At 55.1% G+C, this 23,194-nt stretch carries 21 protein-coding genes and 1 riboswitch; of the genes, 10 read left to right on the top strand and 11 right to left on the bottom strand.

Annotated features, from left to right (window positions below):
• Positions 1–14: 14 nt before the first annotated feature.
• From ftsL to leuO, 7 genes are all read right to left on the bottom strand, one after another.
• Complete coding sequence (gene ftsL / locus AC1MKH_RS03760) at positions 15–380, bottom strand: cell division protein FtsL (RefSeq protein ID WP_015965928.1); 366 nt, start codon at positions 378–380, stop codon at positions 15–17.
• Positions 377–1,318 (bottom strand): 16S rRNA (cytosine(1402)-N(4))-methyltransferase RsmH, encoded by a 942-nt coding sequence (gene rsmH, locus AC1MKH_RS03755; protein ID WP_276221756.1) that lies wholly within the window; start codon positions 1,316–1,318, stop codon positions 377–379. The genes ftsL and rsmH overlap by 4 nt, the downstream gene beginning before the upstream one ends.
• A gap of 1 nt (position 1,319) precedes the next feature.
• On the bottom strand, positions 1,320–1,778 hold the full coding sequence (mraZ, locus tag AC1MKH_RS03750) for a division/cell wall cluster transcriptional repressor MraZ (protein WP_041686318.1): 459 nt from the start codon (positions 1,776–1,778) through the stop codon (positions 1,320–1,322).
• A 591-nt stretch (positions 1,779–2,369) separates the two neighbouring features.
• Positions 2,370–3,374 carry a catabolite repressor/activator gene (gene cra / locus AC1MKH_RS03745; protein ID WP_015965931.1) on the bottom strand — a complete coding sequence of 335 codons (1,005 nt, stop codon included), beginning with the start codon at positions 3,372–3,374 and terminating at the stop codon, positions 2,370–2,372.
• A gap of 178 nt (positions 3,375–3,552) precedes the next feature.
• A complete protein-coding gene (gene ilvN / locus AC1MKH_RS03740; RefSeq protein WP_015965932.1) occupies positions 3,553–4,044 on the bottom strand; it encodes an acetolactate synthase small subunit in 492 nt (163 codons plus the stop codon).
• Between the two features lie 2 nt (positions 4,045–4,046).
• Positions 4,047–5,771, bottom strand: coding sequence for an acetolactate synthase 3 large subunit (gene ilvI / locus AC1MKH_RS03735; RefSeq protein WP_015965933.1), 1,725 nt, complete (start codon positions 5,769–5,771; stop codon positions 4,047–4,049).
• A 388-nt stretch (positions 5,772–6,159) separates the two neighbouring features.
• On the bottom strand, positions 6,160–7,131 hold the full coding sequence (gene leuO, locus AC1MKH_RS03730; RefSeq protein ID WP_276221764.1) for a transcriptional regulator LeuO: 972 nt from the start codon (positions 7,129–7,131) through the stop codon (positions 6,160–6,162).
• 589 nt (positions 7,132–7,720) lie between these two features.
• Here leuO and leuL point away from each other — a divergent pair.
• The 5 genes from leuL (at position 7,721) to leuD (ending at position 12,590) form a co-directional block, all read left to right on the top strand.
• Positions 7,721–7,816, top strand: coding sequence for a leu operon leader peptide (leuL, locus tag AC1MKH_RS03725; protein ID WP_199538657.1), 96 nt, complete (start codon positions 7,721–7,723; stop codon positions 7,814–7,816).
• 92 nt (positions 7,817–7,908) lie between these two features.
• The gene (gene leuA / locus AC1MKH_RS03720) at positions 7,909–9,480 is read left to right on the top strand and encodes a 2-isopropylmalate synthase (RefSeq protein WP_327621843.1); all 1,572 of its coding nucleotides are present in this window, start codon (positions 7,909–7,911) and stop codon (positions 9,478–9,480) included.
• Positions 9,480–10,571: a 3-isopropylmalate dehydrogenase gene (gene leuB, locus AC1MKH_RS03715; RefSeq protein ID WP_015965936.1), complete on the top strand. Its 1,092-nt coding sequence runs from the start codon at positions 9,480–9,482 to the stop codon at positions 10,569–10,571. Before leuA ends, leuB begins: the two co-directional genes overlap by 1 nt.
• Before the next feature lie 2 nt (positions 10,572–10,573).
• On the top strand, positions 10,574–11,974 hold the full coding sequence (gene leuC / locus AC1MKH_RS03710) for a 3-isopropylmalate dehydratase large subunit (protein WP_276221769.1): 1,401 nt from the start codon (positions 10,574–10,576) through the stop codon (positions 11,972–11,974).
• Positions 11,975–11,984: 10 nt separating this feature from the next.
• Positions 11,985–12,590, top strand: coding sequence for a 3-isopropylmalate dehydratase small subunit (gene leuD, locus AC1MKH_RS03705; RefSeq protein ID WP_276221771.1), 606 nt, complete (start codon positions 11,985–11,987; stop codon positions 12,588–12,590).
• Positions 12,591–12,743: 153 nt separating this feature from the next.
• On the opposite strand, the gene AC1MKH_RS03700 is transcribed toward leuD, so the two are convergent.
• Positions 12,744–13,922 (bottom strand): sugar efflux transporter, encoded by a 1,179-nt coding sequence (locus AC1MKH_RS03700; protein WP_276221773.1) that lies wholly within the window; start codon positions 13,920–13,922, stop codon positions 12,744–12,746.
• A gap of 85 nt (positions 13,923–14,007) precedes the next feature.
• On the bottom strand, positions 14,008–14,160 hold the full coding sequence (gene sgrT, locus AC1MKH_RS03695; RefSeq protein WP_276221775.1) for a glucose uptake inhibitor SgrT: 153 nt from the start codon (positions 14,158–14,160) through the stop codon (positions 14,008–14,010).
• Between the two features lie 87 nt (positions 14,161–14,247).
• Between sgrT and sgrR the strand changes: the two genes are divergently transcribed.
• From sgrR to thiQ, 4 genes are all read left to right on the top strand, one after another.
• Positions 14,248–15,903 (top strand): HTH-type transcriptional regulator SgrR, encoded by a 1,656-nt coding sequence (gene sgrR, locus AC1MKH_RS03690; RefSeq protein WP_276221777.1) that lies wholly within the window; start codon positions 14,248–14,250, stop codon positions 15,901–15,903.
• A gap of 36 nt (positions 15,904–15,939) precedes the next feature.
• Positions 15,940–16,031: riboswitch (TPP riboswitch) on the top strand.
• Positions 16,032–16,061: 30 nt separating this feature from the next.
• A complete protein-coding gene (gene thiB / locus AC1MKH_RS03685; RefSeq protein ID WP_276221779.1) occupies positions 16,062–17,045 on the top strand; it encodes a thiamine ABC transporter substrate binding subunit in 984 nt (327 codons plus the stop codon).
• On the top strand, positions 17,021–18,631 hold the full coding sequence (gene thiP / locus AC1MKH_RS03680) for a thiamine/thiamine pyrophosphate ABC transporter permease ThiP (protein WP_276221781.1): 1,611 nt from the start codon (positions 17,021–17,023) through the stop codon (positions 18,629–18,631). Before thiB ends, thiP begins: the two co-directional genes overlap by 25 nt.
• A complete protein-coding gene (thiQ, locus tag AC1MKH_RS03675) occupies positions 18,615–19,361 on the top strand; it encodes a thiamine ABC transporter ATP-binding protein ThiQ (protein WP_327621842.1) in 747 nt (248 codons plus the stop codon). Before thiP ends, thiQ begins: the two co-directional genes overlap by 17 nt.
• A gap of 39 nt (positions 19,362–19,400) precedes the next feature.
• Here thiQ and AC1MKH_RS03670 read toward each other — a convergent pair whose 3' ends face one another.
• A complete protein-coding gene (locus AC1MKH_RS03670; RefSeq protein ID WP_276222011.1) occupies positions 19,401–20,168 on the bottom strand; it encodes a DedA family protein in 768 nt (255 codons plus the stop codon).
• A gap of 129 nt (positions 20,169–20,297) precedes the next feature.
• Positions 20,298–21,143, bottom strand: a complete 846-nt coding sequence (gene araC, locus AC1MKH_RS03665; protein WP_015965945.1) for an arabinose operon transcriptional regulator AraC — start codon at positions 21,141–21,143, stop codon at positions 20,298–20,300.
• Positions 21,144–21,481: 338 nt separating this feature from the next.
• On the opposite strand from araC, the gene araB reads away from it, so the two are divergent.
• Positions 21,482–23,191, top strand: a complete 1,710-nt coding sequence (gene araB / locus AC1MKH_RS03660) for a ribulokinase (protein ID WP_276222008.1) — start codon at positions 21,482–21,484, stop codon at positions 23,189–23,191.
• Positions 23,192–23,194 lie beyond the last annotated feature (3 nt).

Below are 23,194 nucleotides of genomic sequence, written 5' to 3'. Positions count from 1 at the left end.
CGTTGCGATAATCCTTATTTCTGTACAACTATGTTTTCTTTTGACGGATCAACATGTTGCATTTGCAACTTTTCCGTGGCGATACGCTCAACCCGGCTATGATCGCCGAGGGCGTTCTCTTCTAAAATCAGGTTGCGCCATTCGATATCCAGCGCATCACGTTCCAGCACCAGCTGCTCGCGTTGGGCGGTTAACAGACGGGTATGATGCGCCGTCGTCACCACGGTGACAGCCGTAACAATGATGCAAATGAACAGGCAGAGTGGCAGCTTCCCAAACCGCAAAAGATCGTCTCCGATAACGCCAGGCAAGGCATGGCGCTCGTTACTTCCAATCGATCCCTTAACTTTGCTTAGGGCTTCTGTCACTCTGCTGATCATGCGTTCGTCCTCTCTGCGATACGCAGCACTGAACTACGGGCACGTGGATTTTCAGCCACTTCTTCTTCGCCCGGCATCAACTTGCCTAGCGCTCGTAAATGACGGCCACCCAGCTTCCTGAGTTGCTCTTCAGTCATAGGTAACCCTGCCGGAACCTGCGGACCGCGGCTTTGCTCACGCATAAAGCGTTTTACAATACGGTCTTCCAGCGAGTGGAAACTGATAACTGACAGCCGCCCACCCGGGGCCAGCACGTCGATCGAGCCTTTTAGCGCCTGCTCTATCTCCTCCAGTTCACTGTTTACCCAGATGCGCACCGCCTGGAAGGTACGGGTCGCGGGATGTTTGAATTTGTCTTTCACCGGCATCGCCGCTGCCACCACTTCCGCCAGTTCTTTGGTGCGGGTCATGGGCTCAATGCGATTACGCTCAACGATGGCGCGAGCAATACGTTTGCCGAAGCGTTCTTCGCCGTAGGTTTTAATCACCCAGGCGATATCCGCTTCGTCCGCCGTTTGCAGCCATTCGGCGGCAGACTGGCCGCGCGTCGGGTCCATACGCATATCCAGCGGCCCGTCGCGCATAAAGGAGAAGCCGCGTTCAGCATCGTCAAGCTGCGGTGAAGAGACGCCAAGATCGAGCAGAATGCCGTCGATCTTGCCTGTAAGTTCGCGCTCACTAACATAGTCAGCCAACGCGGAGAAAGGACCATGAATGATGGAGAAGCGAGGATCATCAATGGTGTTTGCTACGGCAATAGCCTGCGGGTCGCGATCGATAGCCAGCAGTCGCCCCTGCTCGCCAAGCTGCGAGAGGATAAGACGCGAGTGGCCACCGCGACCAAAAGTACCATCGATGTAGATACCATCCGGGCGAATATTCAGGCCGTTGACGGCGTCGTCCAGCAGTACCGTTTTATGTTTAAAAGTTTCCATCATTTTATAAGGACAAATCCTGCAACCGTTCCGAAAGCGCGTCTGAAGCGGTTTGCTCAGCGTCGATATCTTCCCTGACCCGTTGATACCAGGTCGTTTCATCCCACAGTTCAAACTTATTGAACTGCCCAACCAGCATCACTTCTTTTGTCAATCCGGCATGTTGCCGTAAAACCGGTGCGATCAAGAGTCGCCCCGCGTTATCCATTTGGCATTCGCTGGCATGCCCTAACAACAACCGCTGTACGCGGCGCTCTGCGGGATTCATGCTCGACAAACGCGAGAGTTTTTGCTCGATGATTTCCCATTCGGGCAGGGGGTAAAGCAGCAGGCATGGGTGATGGATGTCAATGGTGCACACCATTTGACCGGTAGCGTTCTCAATCAGCGTATCCCGATACCGGGTAGGGACGGCTAAACGCCCCTTGCTGTCGAGATTGACTAACGTTGCCCCGCGGAACATGCCAGCTTCACCCCTTCTCGCCACTTTAACCCACAAATTCCCACCTAAAGGAGTTTACGGAGCAGAGGAAAAGCTTGTCAAGCCAGCATCATTGCCAACGGAGCTTAAAAACCCACTCTTTGCGGCCATTAATAGCCCCGATTAAATTCCGTACTACTGTCGAGGCAAATTAACGTCATGAATATGTGTAAGAAAAAAACTCAACAGATTCGTAACATTTTAAGGTCACTAAATATCATCGATAGAATATATAAAGTGTCAGTTTGCGACGCGAGCGGCATTTTAGGACATTCTGATGTCCGTTAACAGCCCTTGTTATGTCCGTTATCAGTATTTAAAAGGCTTGTCTGGCGCGGCGCGGAGGCCGGTCTGGAGAAGTGGCTGTTATTTCAGCATTCGTAGATATGAATATAACAAAATAATTCATAATCGAGTTAATTTTACTTTCCATTTACTTAATTGACGACGTATCAAACGGATAATGCGGTAAATGAAATAAGAACCTTAAAAAAATGAGGATTATTCTGAATAATATAAGGCAGCTAATGATCTGGCGATAAAGACAATATAGATGCTCTATCGCCAGCAGGCTTAACGACGGCTCAGACTGCCCCGACGGTAAAGATTACGACGAATGCGGCTCAGGCCTGGCTTCGGTTTGCGCGGTTCATCGAGACTCGCCAGCACAATTTCCAGCACGCGTTCAGCGACATCGCGGTGACGCTGCGCCACTGCAAGCACCGGGCACTGCAGGAAATCGAGCAGTTCATTATCGCCGAAGGTGGCAATCGCCAGTTCAGAAGGCAGCTTCCCTTCGCGGCGTAGCGTCACGTCCATCACGCCCTGCAACAGGGCAAATGACGTCGTGAACAGCGCATCCGGCATAGGATGGGTTTCCAGCCATTTCTCAAACAGCACCGCCGCGGCTTCGCGCTCATAGCTGTTGGCGTAGAGGTAGTGAACTTCGCGAGGGTCATCTTTCCACGCAGTACGGAAGCCCTGCTCACGCAGGAAGCTCACGGAGAGTTCCGGTAACGCACCTAAATAGAGGACCGTTTCTGCCGGGAACTTACGCAGCTCTTCCGCCAGCATTTCGGCATCGTCCTGATCGGCCCCGACGACGCTGGTGAAATGTTCGCGATCCAGCGCGCGGTCCAGTGCGACGATGGGGAATGAATCATTCGCCCAACGCTGATAGAAAGGATGTTCCGGCGGCAGAGAAGTGGAAACGATGATGGCATCGACCTGGCGTTGCAGCAGATGCTCAATACAGCGCATCTCGTTGTCGGGCTGATCTTCCGAACAGGCGATCAACAGCTGATACCCACGCTGACGCGCCTGGCGTTCAAGATAGTTCGCAATACGGGTATAGCTGGTGTTTTCCAGGTCAGGGATCACCAACCCGATAGAACGCGTGCGTCCCGCACGTAAGCCGGCAGCGACGGCGTTAGGATGGTAGTTGTGCTCGCGCACCACGGCCATCACTTTTTCGACTGTTTTATCGCTGACGCGATACTGCTTGGCCTTACCGTTAATCACATAGCTGGCGGTGGTTCGCGACACACCGGCAAGCCGGGCGATTTCATCCAGTTTCACAATTGCCCCTTGCTTCAAAAAGTACAATCCATAACCATTGTTAAATTATGGAATAAAATTTATAACATCTAACCGCAGATTCCTGGCAGCGGCAATAGCTTTTGTTCGCAGTTATTGCCCGTTTCGCAAAAAAAAGCCCAACGCGACGCTGGGCTACGTAAAACGGATGAGTTCTGCACTAACGCATGATCTTATCGCCGCGCGATAACCCCACTACGCCCGAGCGCGCCACTTCAACGATTCGGGCAACATCACGCAGCGACGCGAGGAACGCATCCAGCTTGTCGCTGGTGCCCGCCAGTTGAACGGTATAAATAGAGGGTGTGACGTCGATAATTTGCCCACGGAAGATTTCCGTGTTGCGTTTCACTTCGTCGCGCCCGTAGCCGCTGGCCTGCACTTTAACCAGCATGATTTCACGCTCAACGTACGCGCCCTGTCCTATCTCATTCACGCGCAGCACATCCACCAGCTTGTGCAGCTGCTTTTCAATCTGCTCAATGGCTTTGTCATCGCCGACCGTTTGAATGGTCATACGCGAGAGGGTTGGGTCGTCGGTTGGCGCAACGGTCAGGCTCTCAATGTTGTAGCCACGCTGCGAGAAAAGACCAATCACGCGTGACAACGCGCCCGATTCGTTTTCCAGTAATACCGATAATATCCGGCGCATAATCAGGTTCTCTCCGTTTTACTCAGCCACATCTCGTCCATTCCGCCACCGCGAATATGCATCGGATAGACATGCTCACTGCCATCAACCGCCACATCGACAAACACCAGGCGGTTGTTGCGCACCTGCTCCAGCGCCTGCGCCAGTTTGCTTTCCAGCTCGTCAGGTGTGGTGATGCGTATTCCCACGTGACCATAGGCTTCAGCCAGGCGCACGAAATCCGGCAACGATTGCATATAGGATTGCGAGTGGCGACCGGAGTAAATCATGTCCTGCCACTGCTTCACCATGCCGAGATAACCGTTATTCAGGTTCAGCACCAGCACCGGCAGGTTGTACTGCAAGGCGGTGGAGAGCTCCTGAATGTTCATCTGGATACTGCCATCGCCGGTCACGCAGACGACCGTTTCGTCCGGCAGCGCCATTTTCACGCCCAGCGCAGCAGGCAGGCCAAAGCCCATCGTGCCAAGACCGCCGGAGTTGATCCAACGGCGCGGTTTGGCAAACGGATAATAGAGCGCAGCGAACATCTGATGCTGCCCCACGTCAGAGGTCACGTAAGCCTCGCCTTCCGTCAGACGCCAGATCGTTTCGATGACCGCCTGCGGCTTGATTTGATCGCTGTTTTTGTCGTAGCTCAGGCAGTGACGCGCGCGCCACTGCTCGATTTGTTGCCACCAGTCGCGGATCTCATCCAGCGGCTGCGTTGTCTCTTCTTGATCCAGCAGTTCCAGCATCTGCTCCAGCACCAGCCGCGCATCGCCAACGATCGGAATATCCGCCGCGACGGTTTTCGAGATCGACGTCGGATCGATGTCAATGTGCAGCACGGTGGCGTCCGGGCAGTATTTCGCCAGATTATTGGTGGTGCGATCATCAAAGCGCACACCAACGGCGAAGATCACATCGGAATTGTGCATCGTCATGTTGGCTTCATAGGTGCCATGCATGCCCAGCATACCCAGCGCCTGCTGATGCGTTGCCGGGAATGCGCCGAGCCCCATCAGCGATGACGCCACCGGCAGATTCAGTTTTTCAATCAGCGTGCGTAATTGTTCATGGCATTCGGCGTTGACCGCCCCGCCACCGACGTAAACGACTGGTTTTTTGGCTGCCACCAGCGTTTGCAGCGCGCGCTTAATTTGCCCTTTGTGCCCGGTGGTGGTCGGGTTATAGGAGCGCATACTGACCGAATCGGGGTAGTGATACGGCAGCTTATTCGCCGGGTTGAGAATATCTTTCGGCAGATCCACGACGACCGGACCAGGGCGACCGCTGGCCGCCAGCCAGAAGGCTTTTTTCAGTACACCCGGAATATCTTCCGTTTGCTTCACCAGGAAGCTGTGCTTCACGACCGGGCGGGAGATCCCCACCATGTCACACTCCTGGAAGGCGTCATAGCCAATCAGCGAGGTTGCCACCTGACCGGAAAGCACCACCAACGGGATGGAGTCCATATAAGCTGTTGCAATCCCCGTAATCGCGTTGGTCGCGCCCGGCCCGGATGTCACCAGCACCACGCCGACTTCGCCGGTCGCGCGCGCAAGGCCATCCGCCATATGTACCGCCGCCTGCTCGTGGCGCACCAGCACATGATCGATTCCGCCAACGGTATGCAGCGCATCGTAGATATCGAGGACCGCGCCCCCGGGATAGCCAAAGACCTGCTTCACGCCCTGATCGATTAACGACCGGACGACCATCTCGGCGCCAGACAACATCTCCATGGTTTGCCTCCAGGCTGATATTTTGATGATGGCAGAATTCATTTCCGCGCAATCATGCCGCACGGTCAGCCAACTGACCGCGCATGCTTATGTAATTACCATAATGAAACAACATAACCGCTCAGCATCAGGCAGGCAATCGGCGTAACTACGGAGTCTTAAAGGGGAAAAAGAAGAAAAGAAAGCAAACAACAATAAAGGTGGTGGAATAATTCAACGATAAGAAAAGCGTTTGGCAGATACTCGGAGGAATACGCGTTTCGTAGCAAAACCTCCATTTTTTATCACCCGACGACAAATCGTCACGGGTAACAACAGAATAAAATTCTTTATTTTTCCTTCGTTATAAAATAAACCGGATGTTTTCGCATCCGGCTATTCTTTAGTATTACTGATGACGGCAAACGTTCACCAGCAGCTCTTCCATCCACTGATGACCACGGTCTCTGCCGGCAGCTTCATGCCAGGAAAGATAGCAGGTACGGCTATTTAGCTTCATCGGCAGCGGCAGCACTTGCAGCGCAAGTTTCTCGGAAAACTCTTCAGCCAGCCAGCGTGGCGCAATGGCGACAAGATTAGTTTGAGAAACCACATTTAATACGCTGATCAGCGCCATGCCCTGATAAGCAATGCGGCTTTGTCTGTCCGGCGTGTCATACCACGGCTGACTAAATGATGCGTAGCGATCCAGCGCAACGACAGCATGCTCTTCCTGATACACTGAGTATTCGGTTAACGGCCCGTTGATGCGCGGATGTTTTTTGCTGGCGACCAATACCATCTCATCATTAAATAACGGTACGCAGGCAAATTCCGGGCGACGGAACTCTTCATATCCCAGAACGAATTCAATTTCCTGGTAGCGCAGCTGATGTTCGGTATTCTGATTTAAGGATGACTTAAATACTAAATGGATATTTGGTGCTATTTCTGCAACGCGGTTAAAAATAATCGATGTTAAATAGTTATCCAGTGGGCTACATACGCAAAGATTAAATACGCGTTCGCTGCTGACAGGTTCAAAACCCGACCCTGGCAGTTCATTTTGCACCAGTTGTAAAGCCTGGCGAACAGAACCGAAAAGCTGGAATGCACGCGCGGTGGGTTGAATACCACGACCATAGCGCACAAATAGCTCATCATTAAACATCACCTTCAAACGCGCCACCGCGTTACTGACCGCAGGCTGCGACATACCCAGCATATGTGCGGCACGAGTAATGTTTTGTTCCTGCATCACGGCGTCAAACACAGTCAGCAAGTTGAGGTCAACCATTCTGAGTTGAGGTTTGCTACTTTCATGAAGATTACCGCTATGCTGTTCCGGTTTCATTACTACACTTTCTGACTCCACTGTCATGCTAAACTCCCTTTGCAAAATCGCAGAAATATATTATGACAATATGATTTACCATGCATATAAGATCCAAAAAAGAGAAATTGATAAAATTAGGAATTCATAAAGGCGAAAGCCGGCGAGTCATCCAGGCCATAAATGAAATTCACATCAAGAAAACTAATTAGATGTAGTGTACCCATAGATTTGGTAAATAAACAACAGCACTTATAATTAACGATACTTTAAGTTTTATTAAACTGTTATATTTCCCGTTGAAATTTATTAACGTTTTTTTAGCAATTCCCCTTCCGACATATTCACAATAAAAATGTTTAAATTGAAGAAACGCCATTGAATCAGCGCGATAAGCCAGCGGCCCAGGCGCCACAACATCGTAAGCAATTGCCAAAAAATATTTTTATTTGCGACAAAATATAAAAATGATTGCCGGACCAAAAAACGATCCTCTGTATTTTGTGACATCCGTCAGCACAATTAGCTAATTTAAACCCTATCCAGGAAGGTCATTGGCACAGGCTTTTAACCAACAAGTGTTGACATCAATCATCATATCCAGTACCACTAAAAGCATATCGAATTCATCTGGAGCATGACGACAATGATCCGCACTACTCGTTTCAACGGTCTACTACTACTAAACGCCTCTTTTGTGCGCGGTAGACTGCTGGACGACGTTAAGCGTTAAGTCATCATCCAGTAAGAATCAGAACCCGCGCCGTTGCGCGGGTTTTTTTTCGCTCGTAGCAAGGCGCCCCAAGTGAACTAAGGACCTCAAACATGAGCCAACAAGTCATTATCTTCGATACCACCTTACGTGACGGCGAACAGGCGTTACAGGCAAGCCTGAGTGTGAAAGAAAAGCTGCAGATTGCCTTCGCCCTTGAGCGTATGGGCGTCGATGTGATGGAAGTCGGTTTTCCGGTCTCTTCACCGGGCGACTTCGAATCGGTACAGACCATTGCCCGCAACATCAAAAACAGCCGCGTCTGCGCACTGGCACGTTGCGTCGAGCACGACATTGATGTGGCAGCCGAGTCACTGAAAGTGGCGGAAGCATTCCGTATTCATACCTTTATCGCCACTTCACCGATGCACATTGCCACCAAGCTGCGCAGCACGCTGGACGAAGTGATTGAGCGCGCGGTGTATATGGTGAAACGCGCCCGTAACTACACCGATGACGTTGAGTTCTCTTGTGAAGATGCGGGCCGTACCCCGATTGACCAGTTGGCGCGCGTGGTTGAAGCAGCGATTAACGCGGGCGCCACCACCATCAACATCCCGGATACCGTCGGTTACACTATGCCGTTCGAATTCGGCAATATCATCACTGGTCTGTATGAACGCGTGCCGAATATCGATAAAGCGATTATCTCCGTTCACACCCATGACGATTTAGGCCTGGCCGTTGGCAACTCTATCGCCGCAGTCCATGCGGGTGCGCGTCAGGTTGAAGGCGCGATGAACGGTATCGGTGAGCGCGCCGGTAACTGCTCGCTGGAAGAAGTCATCATGGCGATTAAGGTGCGCAAAGACATCATGGATCTGCACACCAACATCAACCACAATGAAATCTGGCGTACCAGCCAGACCGTCAGCCAGATCTGCAACATGCCGATCCCGGCCAACAAAGCGATCATTGGCAGCGGCGCTTTCGCGCACTCCTCCGGTATTCACCAGGACGGCGTGCTGAAAAACCGCGAAAACTACGAAATCATGCCCCCGGAATCCATCGGCCTGAATCAGGTACAGCTGAACCTGACCTCTCGCTCTGGCCGTGCGGCAGTGAAACACCGCATGGACGAGATGGGCTACAAAGAGTCCGATTACAGCATGGATCAGCTGTACGACGCCTTCCTGAAGCTGGCAGACAAAAAAGGCCAGGTCTTCGATTACGACCTGGAAGCGCTGGCGTTCATCAACAAACAGCAGGAAGAGCCAGAGCATTTCCGTCTGGACTACTTCAGCGTGCAATCAGGCTCCAGCGATATCGCCACCGCCTCCGTCAAGCTGGCCTGCGGCGATGAAGTGAAAGCCGAAGCCGCCAACGGTAACGGCCCGGTCGATGCCATTTACCACGCGATTAACCGTATCACGCAATACGACATCGAACTGGTGAAATACGGCCTGAGCGCCAAAGGCCACGGCAAAGATGCGCTGGGTCAGGTGGATATCGTCGTTACCCATAACGGTCGTCGCTTCCACGGCGTTGGCCTGGCGACTGACATCGTTGAATCCTCAGCGAAAGCGATGGTTCACGTCCTGAATAACATCTGGCGTGCCGCCGAAGTAGAAAAAGAGTTGCAACGCAAAGCTCAGAATAACGAGAACAAAAAGGAAACCGTGTAATGTCGAAGAATTACCATATTGCTGTGTTACCAGGTGACGGTATTGGCCCGGAAGTCATGACACAGGCTTTGAAAGTACTGGAAGCGATTCGTCAACGTTTCGATATGCGTATCACCACCAGCCACTACGATGTGGGCGGTATCGCGATTGATAATCACGGTACGCCGCTGCCGAAAGCCACCGTTGAAGGGTGCGAGCAGGCTGACGCCGTGCTGTTTGGCTCCGTAGGCGGCCCGAAATGGGAACATTTGCCGCCGAACGATCAACCTGAACGCGGAGCGCTGCTGCCGCTGCGTAAGCACTTCAAACTGTTCAGCAACCTGCGCCCGGCCAAACTGTACCAGGGGCTGGAGGAGTTCTGTCCGCTGCGCGCCGATATCGCCGCCAACGGTTTCGACATTCTGTGCGTGCGAGAATTGACGGGCGGTATCTACTTCGGCCAGCCGAAAGGCCGCGAAGGCAGCGGTCAGTACGAAAAAGCGTTTGATACCGAGGTGTATCACCGTTTCGAAATCGAGCGTATTGCGCGTATCGCGTTTGAATCAGCGCGCAAACGTCGTCACAAAGTGACCTCCATTGATAAGTCCAACGTGTTGCAGTCCTCCATTCTGTGGCGTGAAATCGTTACCGAAATTGGCCGGGAATATGCGGACGTTGAACTGAACCATATGTATATCGACAACGCCACCATGCAGATGATCAAAGATCCGTCGCAGTTTGACGTGGTGCTGTGCTCCAACCTGTTCGGCGACATTCTCTCTGACGAATGCGCGATGATCACCGGCTCAATGGGCATGCTGCCTTCCGCCAGCCTGAATGAGCAAGGTTTCGGCCTGTATGAACCTGCGGGCGGCTCTGCGCCGGATATCGCCGGGAAAAACATCGCCAACCCGATAGCCCAGATCCTGTCGCTGGCGCTGCTGCTGCGCTACAGCCTGGACGCGAACGACGCAGCAGATGCCATTGAAAACGCGATCAACCGCGCGCTGGAAGAAGGTATCCGCACCGGCGATTTAGCACGCGGCGGCGCGGCGGTGAGTACTGATGAAATGGGCGATATCGTGGCCCGCTATATCGCTGAAGGGGTGTAATCATGGCAAAGACGCTGTATGAAAAATTGTTCGATGCCCACGTGGTTTATGAAGCGCCCAGCGAAACGCCGCTGCTGTACATCGACCGTCATCTGGTGCACGAAGTCACGTCTCCGCAGGCGTTTGATGGCCTGCGTGCGCACAATCGCCCGGTACGTCAGCCGGGTAAAACCTTCGCCACCATGGACCATAACGTTTCAACGCAAACCAAAGATATCAACGCGTCCGGCGAGATGGCCCGTATTCAGATGCAGGAACTGATTAAAAACTGCAATGCGTTCGGCGTCGAACTGTACGACCTGAACCACCCGTATCAGGGCATCGTGCACGTGATGGGGCCGGAACAGGGTATTACCCTGCCGGGCATGACCATCGTCTGCGGCGACTCCCACACCGCCACCCACGGCGCATTCGGTGCGCTGGCATTTGGTATCGGCACCTCCGAAGTGGAACACGTGCTGGCGACGCAAACCCTGAAACAGGGTCGCGCCAAAACCATGAAGATTGAAGTCAAAGGCACCGCCGCACCGGGCATCACCGCGAAAGACATCGTGCTGGCGATTATCGGCAAAACCGGCAGCGCAGGCGGCACCGGACACGTGGTGGAATTCTGCGGCGACGCTATCCGTGCCCTGAGCATGGAAGGCCGCATGACCCTGTGCAACATGGCGATTGAAATGGGCGCGAAAGCGGGCCTGGTCGCCCCGGATGACACCACCTTTAACTACGTCAAAGGCCGTCTGCACGCGCCGAAAGCGAAAGATTTCGACGATGCGGTCGCGTACTGGAAAACCCTGCATACGGACGAAGGCGCGAAATTTGACGCTACCGTTACCTTACAGGCCGAAGAGATCGCCCCGCAGGTCACCTGGGGCACCAACCCAGGCCAGGTAATCTCCGTCAATGACAATATCCCTGATCCTGCTTCGTTTACCGATCCGGTGGAACGCGCATCAGCGGAAAAAGCGCTGGCCTACATGGGCCTGAAATCGGGCGTACCGCTGACGGAAGTGGCGATCGATAAAGTGTTTATTGGTTCCTGCACCAACTCGCGCATCGAAGATTTGCGCGCGGCGGCTGAAATCGCCAAAGGGCGTAAAGTCGCACCGGGCGTACAAGCGCTGGTTGTGCCAGGCTCCGGCCCGGTAAAAGCGCAGGCGGAAGCGGAAGGTCTGGATAAGATCTTTATCGAAGCGGGCTTCGAATGGCGCTTACCGGGCTGCTCCATGTGTCTGGCGATGAACAACGATCGTCTGAATCCGGGCGAACGCTGCGCATCCACCAGCAACCGTAATTTTGAAGGCCGTCAGGGCCGTGGTGGCCGCACGCATCTGGTCAGCCCGGCAATGGCCGCCGCCGCCGCCGTTAGCGGTCATTTCGCCGATATTCGCAGTCTGAAATAAGGAAACCATCATGGCAGAGAAATTTACCCAACATACCGGGCTGGTGGTTCCGCTGGACGCGGCGAACGTCGATACCGACGCCATCATTCCAAAACAGTTTTTACAGAAAGTGACGCGCACCGGTTTTGGCGCGCACCTGTTCAACGACTGGCGCTTCCTGGACGATAAAGGCGAGCAGCCGAACCCGGAATTCGTGCTGAACTTCCCGGTGTACAAAGGCGCGTCGATTCTGCTGGCGCGGGAAAACTTTGGCTGCGGCTCCTCGCGTGAACACGCACCGTGGGCGCTGACCGATTACGGTTTTAAAGTGGTCATTGCCCCGAGCTTCGCCGATATCTTCTACGGCAACAGCTTCAACAACCAGCTGCTGCCGGTGACGCTCAGCGATGCGCAGGTTGATGAACTGTTCGCGCTGGTGCAGGCGAATCCGGGCATCAGCTTTGAGGTGGATCTGGAAGCGCAGGTGGTGAAAGCTGGCGAGAAGTCTTACAGCTTTAAGATTGACGATTTCCGCCGCCACTGCATGCTGAATGGTCTGGACAGCATCGGTCTGACGCTGCAACACGAAGACGCTATTTCGGCGTATGAGAATAAGCAGCCGGCGTTTATGCGCTAGTGCAGCTTTGCCGGATGGCGCTGCGCTTGTTCGGCCTACGGGACGGAGCCGTGGATTGCCGGATGATGCTTCGCTTGTTCGGCCTACGGACGTGAATCCTTTGTAGGCCGGATAAGGCGTAGCCGCCATCCGGCGGTTTGATGCGCAACACCCTTAAACGTCTTTCACCCTGCTGGTCATAAACAGCGTCACCAGCGAGATCCCGGCAATCACCCAATACACCATCGCGTGACCATAGCTTTGCGCAATGGCCCCCTGAATCACCCCGGCCAGAATCACGCCCGTGGAAATACTGTTGGTAAACAACGTCGTCGCCGCCCCTGCACGGCCCGGCATTAAATCCTGGAACCACAGCATGCCAATCCCGGCGACAATGCCGATAAACACCGCGTTAAACAGTTGCAAAATCAACAGCGCCGTTTCGCTGTGGAACAGAATCAACCCAACGTAAAACAGCACGCCAAACGCAACCGATGTCACCATCATACGACGCTTACCAAAGCGTTTGACGTAATACCCCGCGAGGATCATCGCCGGAATTTCCAGCCCGGCGGCGGTACCCATCAGGATCCCGGCCAGTTTATCCGGCAGGCCAAGATCGCTGCTGATCCACAGCGGCATGTCGATGATATACATGGTGTTGCAGGTCCACATCAGCGTCGAGGCGATGAACAGCATCCGCACGTTAGGATCGTTCCAACCGCTGACCTGAGTGATTTCAACGTCCGCCGCCTGTTCAATGCGCGCCACCGAGGGCAGCATCAGCGCAATCATCGCCAGGCTAATGGCAAAAATCCCGGCGGCAATGGCGAACATCATCGTAAAGCCGTAATTCAGCGCCAGCATAAACGCCAGCGGCGGGCCAATGACCCACGCCAGCGAGAGCTGCGCACGCATCACCGAGCTGAACATCACCACTTCCCGCGCCGAGCTGTCGGCATATTCGCGGGCCAGCGCAAACAGCTGCGGCATCGCGGCGTTGGCAATCGACGCGAGCAAAACGCCGCAGGTGATCAGCGTTAAATAGTGGCGATTAAACGCAAACAATAACGCGTTACCCACCGCCATCAGGCAGCAGAACATAATGAGCTTGCGACGATCGCCCTGGCTGTCGGAGCGTTTCGCCAGCCACAGGCTGACCAGAATCCCGGCGATAGCGTTCACCGTGTAAAATAGTCCCACCCAAAACGGCTGAGCGCCGACTTCCCGGCTGAGAAACAGGCTCAGCGTCGGCGCCTGCAGCGCCCCCGCCACGCCCATCATAAACGCCACCAGCATAAAGGCCGCGTAGACACCGTTGAGACGTCGTCCCATCGTCATAATCCAGAGCATGAGAAATCCTTTAGCGCGCGAGAAATAAAAAAAGCCAGCAGATAATACCTGCTGGCAAATACTCAGTCACACATGATTTGGCGATTTAGTGTTCAGAGGTCGAGCGCGTAACCTCCCACTGCATCAGATCATCAAGCATTTTGAACCGCATCCCTGCCATCTGGCGGGCCAGCCAGGAAACATGACGTGTTGCGTAAAAATAGTGCTGATAAAACTGACCTGTGGTTGACCTCTTCATATTCACCTCCCCGCTTCATCGAGATTGATTATTGGCTTAATATAGGGATTAATAAATTGCTGAGTTTTTATCAGGAGTTCCCCTTTTATGCCTTCTGGTCGACTGCAACAACAATTCATCCGTCTGTGGCAATGCTGCGACGGCAAAGCGCAGGAAACGACGCTGAACGAACTGGCGGAGCTGCTGAGCTGCTCGCGTCGCCATATGCGAACCCTGTTAAACACCATGGAAGCGCGGGGCTGGCTAACCTGGGAAGCCGAGGCCGGGCGCGGTAAACGCTCGCGATTAACCTTCCTCTATACCGGGCTGGCATTGCAGCAGCAGCGGGCGGAAGACCTGCTGGAGCAGGATCGTATTGACCAACTGGTACAGCTGGTTGGCGACAAATCGACGGTGCGACAGATGCTGGTTTCTCACCTGGGCCGTAGCTTCCGCCAGGGGCGGCACATTCTGCGTGTGCTCTACTACCGCCCGATGCAAAATCTGTTGCCCGGTACGGCGTTACGTCGATCTGAAACCCATATTGCGCGACAAATTTTCAGTGCCCTGACGCGCATAAATGAGGAAAACGGGGAACTGGAAGCCGATATTGCGCACCACTGGAAGGAGATATCCCCTCTGCACTGGCGCTTTTATTTGCGTCCAGGCATTCATTTTCATAATGGCCGCGAGCTGGAGATAGAAGACATCATCCATTCGCTGGAACGCATTAACAGGCTGCCGCTCTATTCTCATATCACTCAAATAGTGTCACCAACCGCATGGACGCTGGATATCCATCTCTCCCACGCGGACCGCTGGTTACCGTGGCTGCTCGGTCATACTCCGGCAATGATCCTGCCGTACGAGTGGTCATCCATGCCGCATTTCTCCCGCCAGCCGGTCGGAACCGGCCCTTACGCGGTGGTGCGCAATAACCAGAATCAGCTCAAAATCCACGCCTTTGAAGAGTATTTCGGTTTTCGCGCATTAATAGATGAAGTGAATGTTTGGGTATTACCCGACGTGGCGGAAGATCTCAGCTGTGGTCTGACGTTACAGGGCACTACCCAGAGCGAACAGGCCGTCGAAAGCCGGCTTGAAGAGGGATGCTACTATCTGCTGTTTGACGCCCGCTCGTCGCGCGGCGCCAATCAGCACGTACGCCAGTGGTTAAGCCACGTGCTGGCCCCGGCGAATTTGCTCTATCACGCCAGCGAACAGTACCAACAGTACTGGTTCCCGGCCTACGGCCTGCTGCCCCGCTGGCACCACGCGCACAGCAAAACCCACGAAAAACCCGCCGGGCTGGAGCGCATCACGATTGGTTTCTATCGCGATCATGTCGAACATAAAGTGATTGCCCGCATCATGGCGCAACTGCTGGCCGAGCATCAGGTCACACTTGAGATTAACGAAGTGGACTATGACGAATGGCACAGCGGCGAGGTGGTCAGCGATGTCTGGCTCAACAGCGCCAACTTCACGCTACCGTTAAACTTCTCCCTGTTCGCGCATCTTTGCGAAGTGCCGCTGCTTCAGCACTGCATCGCCCGTGACTGGCAGGCAGATATCCGACAGTGGCATGCGGGCGAACTGGATCTCCCGACCTGGTGCAAACAGTTGCTGGAACAACAGGCAATTGTGCCGCTCATCCACCACTGGCTGCGCATTCAGGGGCAACGCAGTATGCGCGGCGTGCGCATGAACACCCTCGGCTGGTTCGACTTTAAATCCGCGTGGTTCGCCCCGCCGGATCCATAGCGCTTTTGATTTATTCACGTAATCATTACAATAGCGAGCTACTCAACGGGGTGCATAAATTTGCTGAGAGATACCCGTCGAACCTGATCCGGATAACGCCGGCGGAGGGATTTGAGGCCAACTCAAAATCCTTTGCCACCTGCTCACTGAGGTGCAAAGTGTTAAAAAAATGTCTGCCGCTGCTGGCGCTTCTCGCCCTGCCAGCTTTCGCCAAACCGGTACTCACGGTTTACACCTATGATTCCTTCGCCGCCGACTGGGGCCCTGGCCCGGTGGTGAAAAAAGCCTTTGAAGCCGACTGTGGCTGCGAGCTGAAATTTGTGGCGCTGGAAGATGGCGTTTCACTGCTTAACCGCCTGCGCATGGAAGGAAAAAAGAGCAAAGCCGACGTGGTGCTGGGGCTCGATAACAACCTGCTGCAAGCCGCCAGCCAGACAAATCTGTTCGCCAAAAGCGGCGTGCCGACGAGTAACGTTACCGTCCCCGGCGGCTGGAAAGATGACACCTTTGTTCCCTTCGACTACGGCTATTTCGCCTTCGTTTACGATAAAAACAAACTGAAGAATCCGCCGAAAAGCCTGAAAGAACTGGTCGAGAGCGACCAGAAATGGCGGGTGATTTATCAGGACCCGCGCACCAGCACGCCGGGCCTGGGCCTGCTGCTGTGGATGCAAAAAGTGTATGGCGATAAAACAGCTGAAGCCTGGCAGAAACTGGCGGCGAAAACCGTCACCGTGACCAAAGGCTGGAGCGAAGCGTATGGTTTATTCCTGAAAGGGGAAAGCGACCTGGTGCTGAGCTACACCACCTCTCCGGCGTATCACATTATCGAAGAGAAAAAAGATAACTACGCCGCCGCCTCATTTGCCGAGGGGCATTATTTGCAGGTGGAAGTGGCGGCGCGGACCGCCGCCAGCAAACAGCCTGAACTGGCCGAAAAATTCCTCAAGTTTATGATTTCCCCTGCGTTCCAGCAGGCCATTCCGACGGGTAACTGGATGTATCCGGTGGCTGACGTGACGCTGCCCGCCGGCTTTGAGACGCTCGATAAACCGAAAACTGCCCTGGAATTTACCCCGCAGGACGTCGCCACACAGCGTCAGAACTGGATCGCGACATGGCAACGCGCCGTCAGCCGTTAATTCCCGGCTGGATTTGGCCTGGAGTGACGGCGGCGACGCTTATCGTCGCCGTGGCGCTGGCCGCCTTTCTGGCACTGTGGTTTAGCGCCCCGGATGCCAGCGGGCAGACGCTGCTGGCGGATAGCTACCTCTGGCACGTCGTGCGTTTCTCCTTCTGGCAGGCGTTTCTCTCCGCGCTGCTGTCGGTTGTGCCCGCTATTTTCCTCGCCCGCGCGCTCTATCGCCGTCGTTTCCCTGGCCGCGAAACATTGCTGCGCCTGTGCGCAATGACGCTGATTTTGCCCGTACTGGTCGCGGTATTCGGCATCCTCAGCGTCTACGGGCGTCAGGGCTGGCTGGCGCAGATACTCACATCACTCGGGCTGGAGTGGCATTTCTCGCCTTATGGATTGCAGGGCATCCTGCTGGCGCACGTGTTCTTCAACATGCCAATGGCGACCCGCCTGCTGCTTCAGGCGCTGGAGCAAATCCCCGGCGAGCAGCGCCAGCTTGCCGCTCAGCTTGGGATGCGCGGGTTCAATTTCTTTCGCTTCGTGGAATGGCCCTGGCTGCGTCGGCAAATTCTGCCCATCAGCACGCTGATCTTTATGCTCTGTTTTGCCAGCTTCGCCACCGTGCTATCGCTGGGCGGCGGGCCGAAAGCCACGACTATTGAACTGGCGATTTATCAGGCGCTCAATTTTGATTATGACCCGGCGCGGGCGGCGATGCTGGCGCTGATCCAGATGGCGTGCTGCCTGACGTTGGTGCTGGTTAGCCAACGTCTGAGCAAGGCGATTGCCGTCGGTAATACGCAAATGCAGGGCTGGCGCGACCCGGACGATCGTCTGCACAGCCGTCTTAGCGATGGTCTGCTGATTACGCTGGCCCTGTTATTGATGCTGCCGCCGCTGCTGGCGGTGCTGGTCGATGGCATCAACCCGGCGATGCTCAACGCCCTGCGACAACCGCCGCTCTGGCAGGCACTGTGGACTTCACTGCGCATCGCTGTTGCCGCAGGGGTATTGAGCGTGGTGCTCACCATGATGCTGCTGTGGAGCAGCCGCGAACTGCGCGCGCGTAATGCGCAGCTCGCCGGACAAACGCTGGAGCTGAGCGGCATGTTGATTCTCGCTATGCCGGGGATTGTGCTGGCGACCGGCTTTTTCCTGCTGCTGAATAATACTATCGGGCTGCCTGACTCCGCCGATGGCATCGTGATTTTCGCCAATGCGCTGATGGCCATCCCCTACGCGTTGAAAGTGCTGGAGACGCCGATGCGCGATATTACCGCGCGTTATACACCGTTGTGTGAGTCGCTGGGGCTGGAAGGGTTTAACCGTTTAAAAATCGTGGAGTTGCGCGCACTTAAACGGCCCCTCGCCCAGGCGCTGGCGTTCGCCTGCGTCCTGTCGATTGGCGATTTCGGTGTAGTGGCGCTGTTTGGCAATGATGATTTCCGCACGCTACCGTTTTATCTTTACCAGCAAATAGGCTCTTATCGCAGCCAGGATGGCGCGGTGACCGCCCTGCTTCTGCTGCTGCTCTGTTTCCTGCTTTTTACCGTGATTGAAAAACTACCGGGACGCGATGCTAAAACTCAATGATGTTACCTGGCTTTATCAGCATTTACCGATGCGCTTTAGTCTCTCCGTGGCGCAGGGCGAAACCCTCGCCATTCTTGGGCCGAGCGGGGCGGGGAAAAGTACGCTGCTGAATCTGGTTGCCGGTTTTCTGACGCCTGCCAGCGGCGAAATTGTGATTAACGGCGAGACGCATACCCGTACGCCGCCCGCCCGTCGCCCGGTATCGATGTTGTTTCAGGAAAACAACCTGTTCAGCCACCTGAGCGTGCAGCAAAACATTGGGCTGGGGATGTCGCCTTCGCTGAAACTGAACGATGCGCAAAAACAGAAGTTGCAGGCGATCGCCCAACAGATAGGGCTTGAGTCCTTGCTGACGCGCCTGCCGGGTGAGCTTTCCGGCGGCCAGCGTCAACGTGTGGCGCTGGCGCGTTGTTTGGTCCGTCAGCAGCCGATTTTGCTGCTGGATGAACCTTTTTCCGCCCTCGACCCGGCGCTACGTCAGGAGATGTTGCAACTGGTGAAAGCGGTATGTGAACGTGAGCAGATGACGTTGTTGATGGTGTCTCACAGCGTGGAAGATGCGGCGCGGATTGCGCCACGCGCGATAGTGGTTGCCGACGGACGCATTGCGTGGGATGGCGAAACGACGGCGCTGCTGAGCGGTCACGCCAGCGCGTCGCATTTACTCGGCATCGCTGCGCCGGATGGCGCTTCGCTTATCCGGCCTACTCGTTCGCCTCTATTTTTGTAGGCCGGATAAGGCGTTTACGCCGCCATCCGGCAAACTGCGCTAAAGCCCAACCACCTTGCGCAAAATCTCGATGTAAACAGGCATCAACGGATGGCGGATTGCCGCCACCAGCGCCACGACACCTACACCGAGCATCAACGGGGCCACCCACAGCAAACGCTGGCGCGGCAGGTAATCGGTCAGACGATCTTTCGCCGCTTTTCCGCTGCGCCACAAGCGCCAGCACAACCACGCAGCAATCCACAGCAGCAACGCCGCTGACAGCAGCAGCCACTTAAAGCCACCGCTTTGCATATCAGCAGGAATATCAATCGCGGCCCCCGCCAGAATCCCCGGCAGGAAGTAAATCGGCGGCCAGAGCAGGCAACCAATAATATTCGGCGGAATAAACTTCGAAACCGGCAGGTCGAGCATTCCGGCAACCATCGGCACCACCGGGCGCGTTGGCCCGACAAAGCGCCCGACCAGAATGGTGAACATGCTGTGCTGATGCAGCGCGTGCTCGGTTTTATCCAGCAGCGCCTTGTTCTTTTTCATAAACGACCAGCGATGCAGTGGCTTTTTAAAGCGCCAGCCGAGCCAGAAGGAGATCCAGTCACCCAGCAAACAGCCCACGATACCGACCAGCCACGCCTGCCAGAAATTAACCTCGCCGCTGCCAATCAGTGCGCCCAGACCCGCCATCATCACCGTGCCCGGCAAAATCAGACCGACCAGCGCTAATGATTCCAGAAAAGCCACCAGCGCGACCGCGACAAGTGAATAGGTCGTGGACTGGGTAATAAAGTGTTCCAGCAGTGCTTGCATAGTGTGTCCGGTTTGAAAACGAATCGGGGATTCTGGTCATCACCCCGACTTTCGTCAAGCCATCAATTGTCTGAATAGTTTACTGGCAAAGACAATACTCCACACACCGCCTTTCCTTTTCTTTACTTTTTATTCACAACCCGCGCGGAATTCGCTCGGGCTTGCGCCGGTACATTTCTTAAAGACGCGAGAAAAATAGAGTTGATCTTCAAAGCCTACGTTGCGCCCCACGGTGGCAATCGGCATACGCGTGGTACTGAGCAGCAATTTCGCCTGACTGATGCGTTGATCTTCGCGCCAGCTCAGCACGCTCACGCCAAGCTGCTGACGGAACAGATGCGACAGACGCGACGGCGACAGGCAGACGTGCTGCGCGACGCTTGCGATATCGAAATGGCTATCGGCCAGGTGATCGCTGATATACTGGCAGGCATCGCGTACCCGGTTATCCATCGGCGGATGCAGCGATTCATTGATGGCTTCCATACGTCGCAGCAAAAGCTGTTCCAGCAGGTTGATCGCCAGCAATTCTGAATAACGCCCAACGCCCTGCCCGGCATCAATAATTTGCCCAAACAGCGCGGAAATCGACGCCTGATGCGCTTCATCAGGGCGGAAAAAACCGGTTTGCGCATGAATGGTCGGCCAGTTCAGCCATTCATGCCAGTAGGCGCGAGGGCGGAAATAAACCCACTGGTGATACCATTCGCTGGCGTCCGGATGACGTCCGTAGTGATGAATTTCGCCAGGGGGAAAGAGCAGCATATCGCCTTCCCGACAAATAAACTGCTGCCCCTGATTTTCAATTACCCCTTCCCCTTTCACCGTCAGGTTAAGAATAAACCCCTTCATGCCCAGCGGCCGGTCGATAAAGAAATCGAGATAACCTCCGGCATCAATCGGCGTCAGCCCGGCGACCAGGTGCGCGTTAAAGGAGTAACCCGGCAGCAGGGGATCGTTTTGCAATTCAGGCATTTTCAGTCTGCTCTCCGCATGTTGTGAAGAAACCAATTATCCATATTCACGTTTTCACCCTTCCCGTCGACCTGTGCAAACCATCACCGCTCACGATAAACATTTAACCCCGCGACAAGCCGCGATTTTGATAACAATTCCGCGAGACATACGGTTTCTGGCGTGTAACAGAAGTGTCTATAAAGACGGCAGAAAAGTCCACATTGAATATTTGCACAGCGTCACACTTTGGGATGTGACAGCAAAATTATCCATAAGATTAGCGGTTCCTGCCTGACGATTTTTCCGGGCGATCGCTAGTGTTAACTCATCCTGTTTTATTACGATGGAGTGACACGATGGCAATCGCAATTGGCCTCGATTTTGGCAGCGACTCGGTCCGCGCCCTGGCAGTGGAGTGCGCGAATGGCGAAGAGATCGCCACCAGCGTTGAATGGTATCCGCGCTGGCAGGAGGGCCGCTTCTGCGACGCCCCGAATAACCGTTTTCGCCACCACCCGCGCGACTACATTGAGTCGATGGAAGCGGCGCTGAAAAGCGTGCTGGCGCAACTCACCGACGCCCAACGGGCCGACGTGGTCGGGATTGGCGTTGACAGCACCGGTTCAACCCCAGCTCCGATTGACGCCGAGGGCAACGTGCTGGCGCTGCGCGACGAGTTCGCCGAAAACCCGAACGCCATGTTCGTGCTGTGGAAAGACCACACCGCCGTGGAAGAAGCCGAAGCCATCACTCGCCTGTGCCATCAGCCGGGCAAAGAAGACTACTCACGCTACATTGGCGGTATTTACTCCAGCGAATGGTTCTGGGCCAAAATTCTGCACGTCACACGCGAAGACAGCGCGGTCGCCCAGGCCGCCGCGTCATGGATTGAGCTGTGCGACTGGGTTCCGGCTCTGCTTTCCGGCACCACGCGCCCGCAGGATATTCGCCGTGGCCGCTGTAGCGCCGGGCATAAATCCCTGTGGCATGAGAGCTGGGGCGGCCTGCCACCGGCGTCATTCTTTGATGAACTCGACCCTATCCTCAATCAGCACCTTCCCTGCCCGCTGTTTACCAACACCCTGACCGCTGATGTTCCGGTGGGCACGCTCACCGCGGAATGGGCGCAGCGTTTGGGGCTTTCCGAAAAAGTGGTGATTTCCGGTGGCGCATTTGACTGCCATATGGGCGCAGTCGGCGCGGGCGCACAGCCAAACGCGCTGGTGAAAGTCATCGGGACCTCCACCTGCGACATTCTTGTCGCCGAAAAAGAGAGCGTGGGCGATCGCACGGTGAAAGGCATTTGCGGCCAGGTTGACGGCAGCGTAGTGCCTGATTTCATCGGCATGGAAGCGGGCCAGTCGGCGTTCGGCGATATCTATGCGTGGTTTGGCCGCGTGCTGGGCTGGCCGCTGGAACAGCTCGCCGCTCAGCATCCTGAACTGAAAACGCAAATTAAAGAGAGCCAGAAGCAACTCCTGCCTGCGCTGACCGAAGCCTGGGCCAACAATCCGTCCCTCGATCATCTGCCAGTGGTACTCGACTGGTTTAACGGTCGCCGCACGCCAAACGCCAACCAGCGTCTGAAAGGGGTGATCACCGACCTGAATCTGGCCACCGACGCGCCGGCATTATTTGGCGGATTGATTGCTGCCACCGCCTTCGGCGCGCGCGCCATTATGGAGTGCTTCACCCGCCAGGGCATCCCGGTGAATAACGTGATGGCGCTGGGCGGCATTGCGCGTAAAAACCGCGTCATCATGCAGGCCTGCTGCGACGTGCTCAATCGCCCGTTACAGATTGTCGCCTCTGACCAGTGTTGCGCGCTCGGCGCTGCCATCTTTGCCGCCGTCGCCGCGGGTGTTTACCGAGATATTCCTGCCGCGCAGTTGCTGATGGCCAGCCGCGTCGAAAGCACGCTCCAGCCCGATCCGCTGCAGGCGAAACGCTTCGAGCAGCTTTATCAGCGCTACCAACAATGGGCGCTGAGCGCCGAACAACACTATCTCCCTGTCGCTGCGCCATCGGCTACCACGCCGTCCGCCACAGCAGCGCTGACTCATTAAGGA

The sequence above is a fragment of the Pseudocitrobacter sp. CD920760 genome (genome assembly GCF_057782505.1).
The sequence above is the reverse complement of the archived record's forward strand: the minus strand, read 5'-3'. Positions and strand labels throughout refer to the sequence as shown.

Coding starts and splice junctions, on each gene's coding strand:
- ftsL (WP_015965928.1), bottom strand. CDS start 380: ATGATCAGCAGAGTGACAGAAGCCCTAAGCAAAGTTAAGGGATCGATT.
- rsmH (WP_276221756.1), bottom strand. CDS start 1,318: ATGATGGAAACTTTTAAACATAAAACGGTACTGCTGGACGACGCCGTC.
- mraZ (WP_041686318.1), bottom strand. CDS start 1,778: ATGTTCCGCGGGGCAACGTTAGTCAATCTCGACAGCAAGGGGCGTTTA.
- ilvN (WP_015965932.1), bottom strand. CDS start 4,044: ATGCGCCGGATATTATCGGTATTACTGGAAAACGAATCGGGCGCGTTG.
- ilvI (WP_015965933.1), bottom strand. CDS start 5,771: ATGGAGATGTTGTCTGGCGCCGAGATGGTCGTCCGGTCGTTAATCGAT.
- leuO (WP_276221764.1), bottom strand. CDS start 7,131: ATGACAGTGGAGTCAGAAAGTGTAGTAATGAAACCGGAACAGCATAGC.
- leuL (WP_199538657.1), top strand. CDS start 7,721: ATGACGACAATGATCCGCACTACTCGTTTCAACGGTCTACTACTACTA.
- leuA (WP_327621843.1), top strand. CDS start 7,909: ATGAGCCAACAAGTCATTATCTTCGATACCACCTTACGTGACGGCGAA.
- leuB (WP_015965936.1), top strand. CDS start 9,480: ATGTCGAAGAATTACCATATTGCTGTGTTACCAGGTGACGGTATTGGC.
- leuC (WP_276221769.1), top strand. CDS start 10,574: ATGGCAAAGACGCTGTATGAAAAATTGTTCGATGCCCACGTGGTTTAT.
- leuD (WP_276221771.1), top strand. CDS start 11,985: ATGGCAGAGAAATTTACCCAACATACCGGGCTGGTGGTTCCGCTGGAC.
- AC1MKH_RS03700 (WP_276221773.1), bottom strand. CDS start 13,922: ATGCTCTGGATTATGACGATGGGACGACGTCTCAACGGTGTCTACGCG.
- sgrT (WP_276221775.1), bottom strand. CDS start 14,160: ATGAAGAGGTCAACCACAGGTCAGTTTTATCAGCACTATTTTTACGCA.
- sgrR (WP_276221777.1), top strand. CDS start 14,248: ATGCCTTCTGGTCGACTGCAACAACAATTCATCCGTCTGTGGCAATGC.
- thiP (WP_276221781.1), top strand. CDS start 17,021: ATGGCAACGCGCCGTCAGCCGTTAATTCCCGGCTGGATTTGGCCTGGA.
- thiQ (WP_327621842.1), top strand. CDS start 18,615: ATGCTAAAACTCAATGATGTTACCTGGCTTTATCAGCATTTACCGATG.
- AC1MKH_RS03670 (WP_276222011.1), bottom strand. CDS start 20,168: ATGCAAGCACTGCTGGAACACTTTATTACCCAGTCCACGACCTATTCA.
- araC (WP_015965945.1), bottom strand. CDS start 21,143: ATGCCTGAATTGCAAAACGATCCCCTGCTGCCGGGTTACTCCTTTAAC.
- araB (WP_276222008.1), top strand. CDS start 21,482: ATGGCAATCGCAATTGGCCTCGATTTTGGCAGCGACTCGGTCCGCGCC.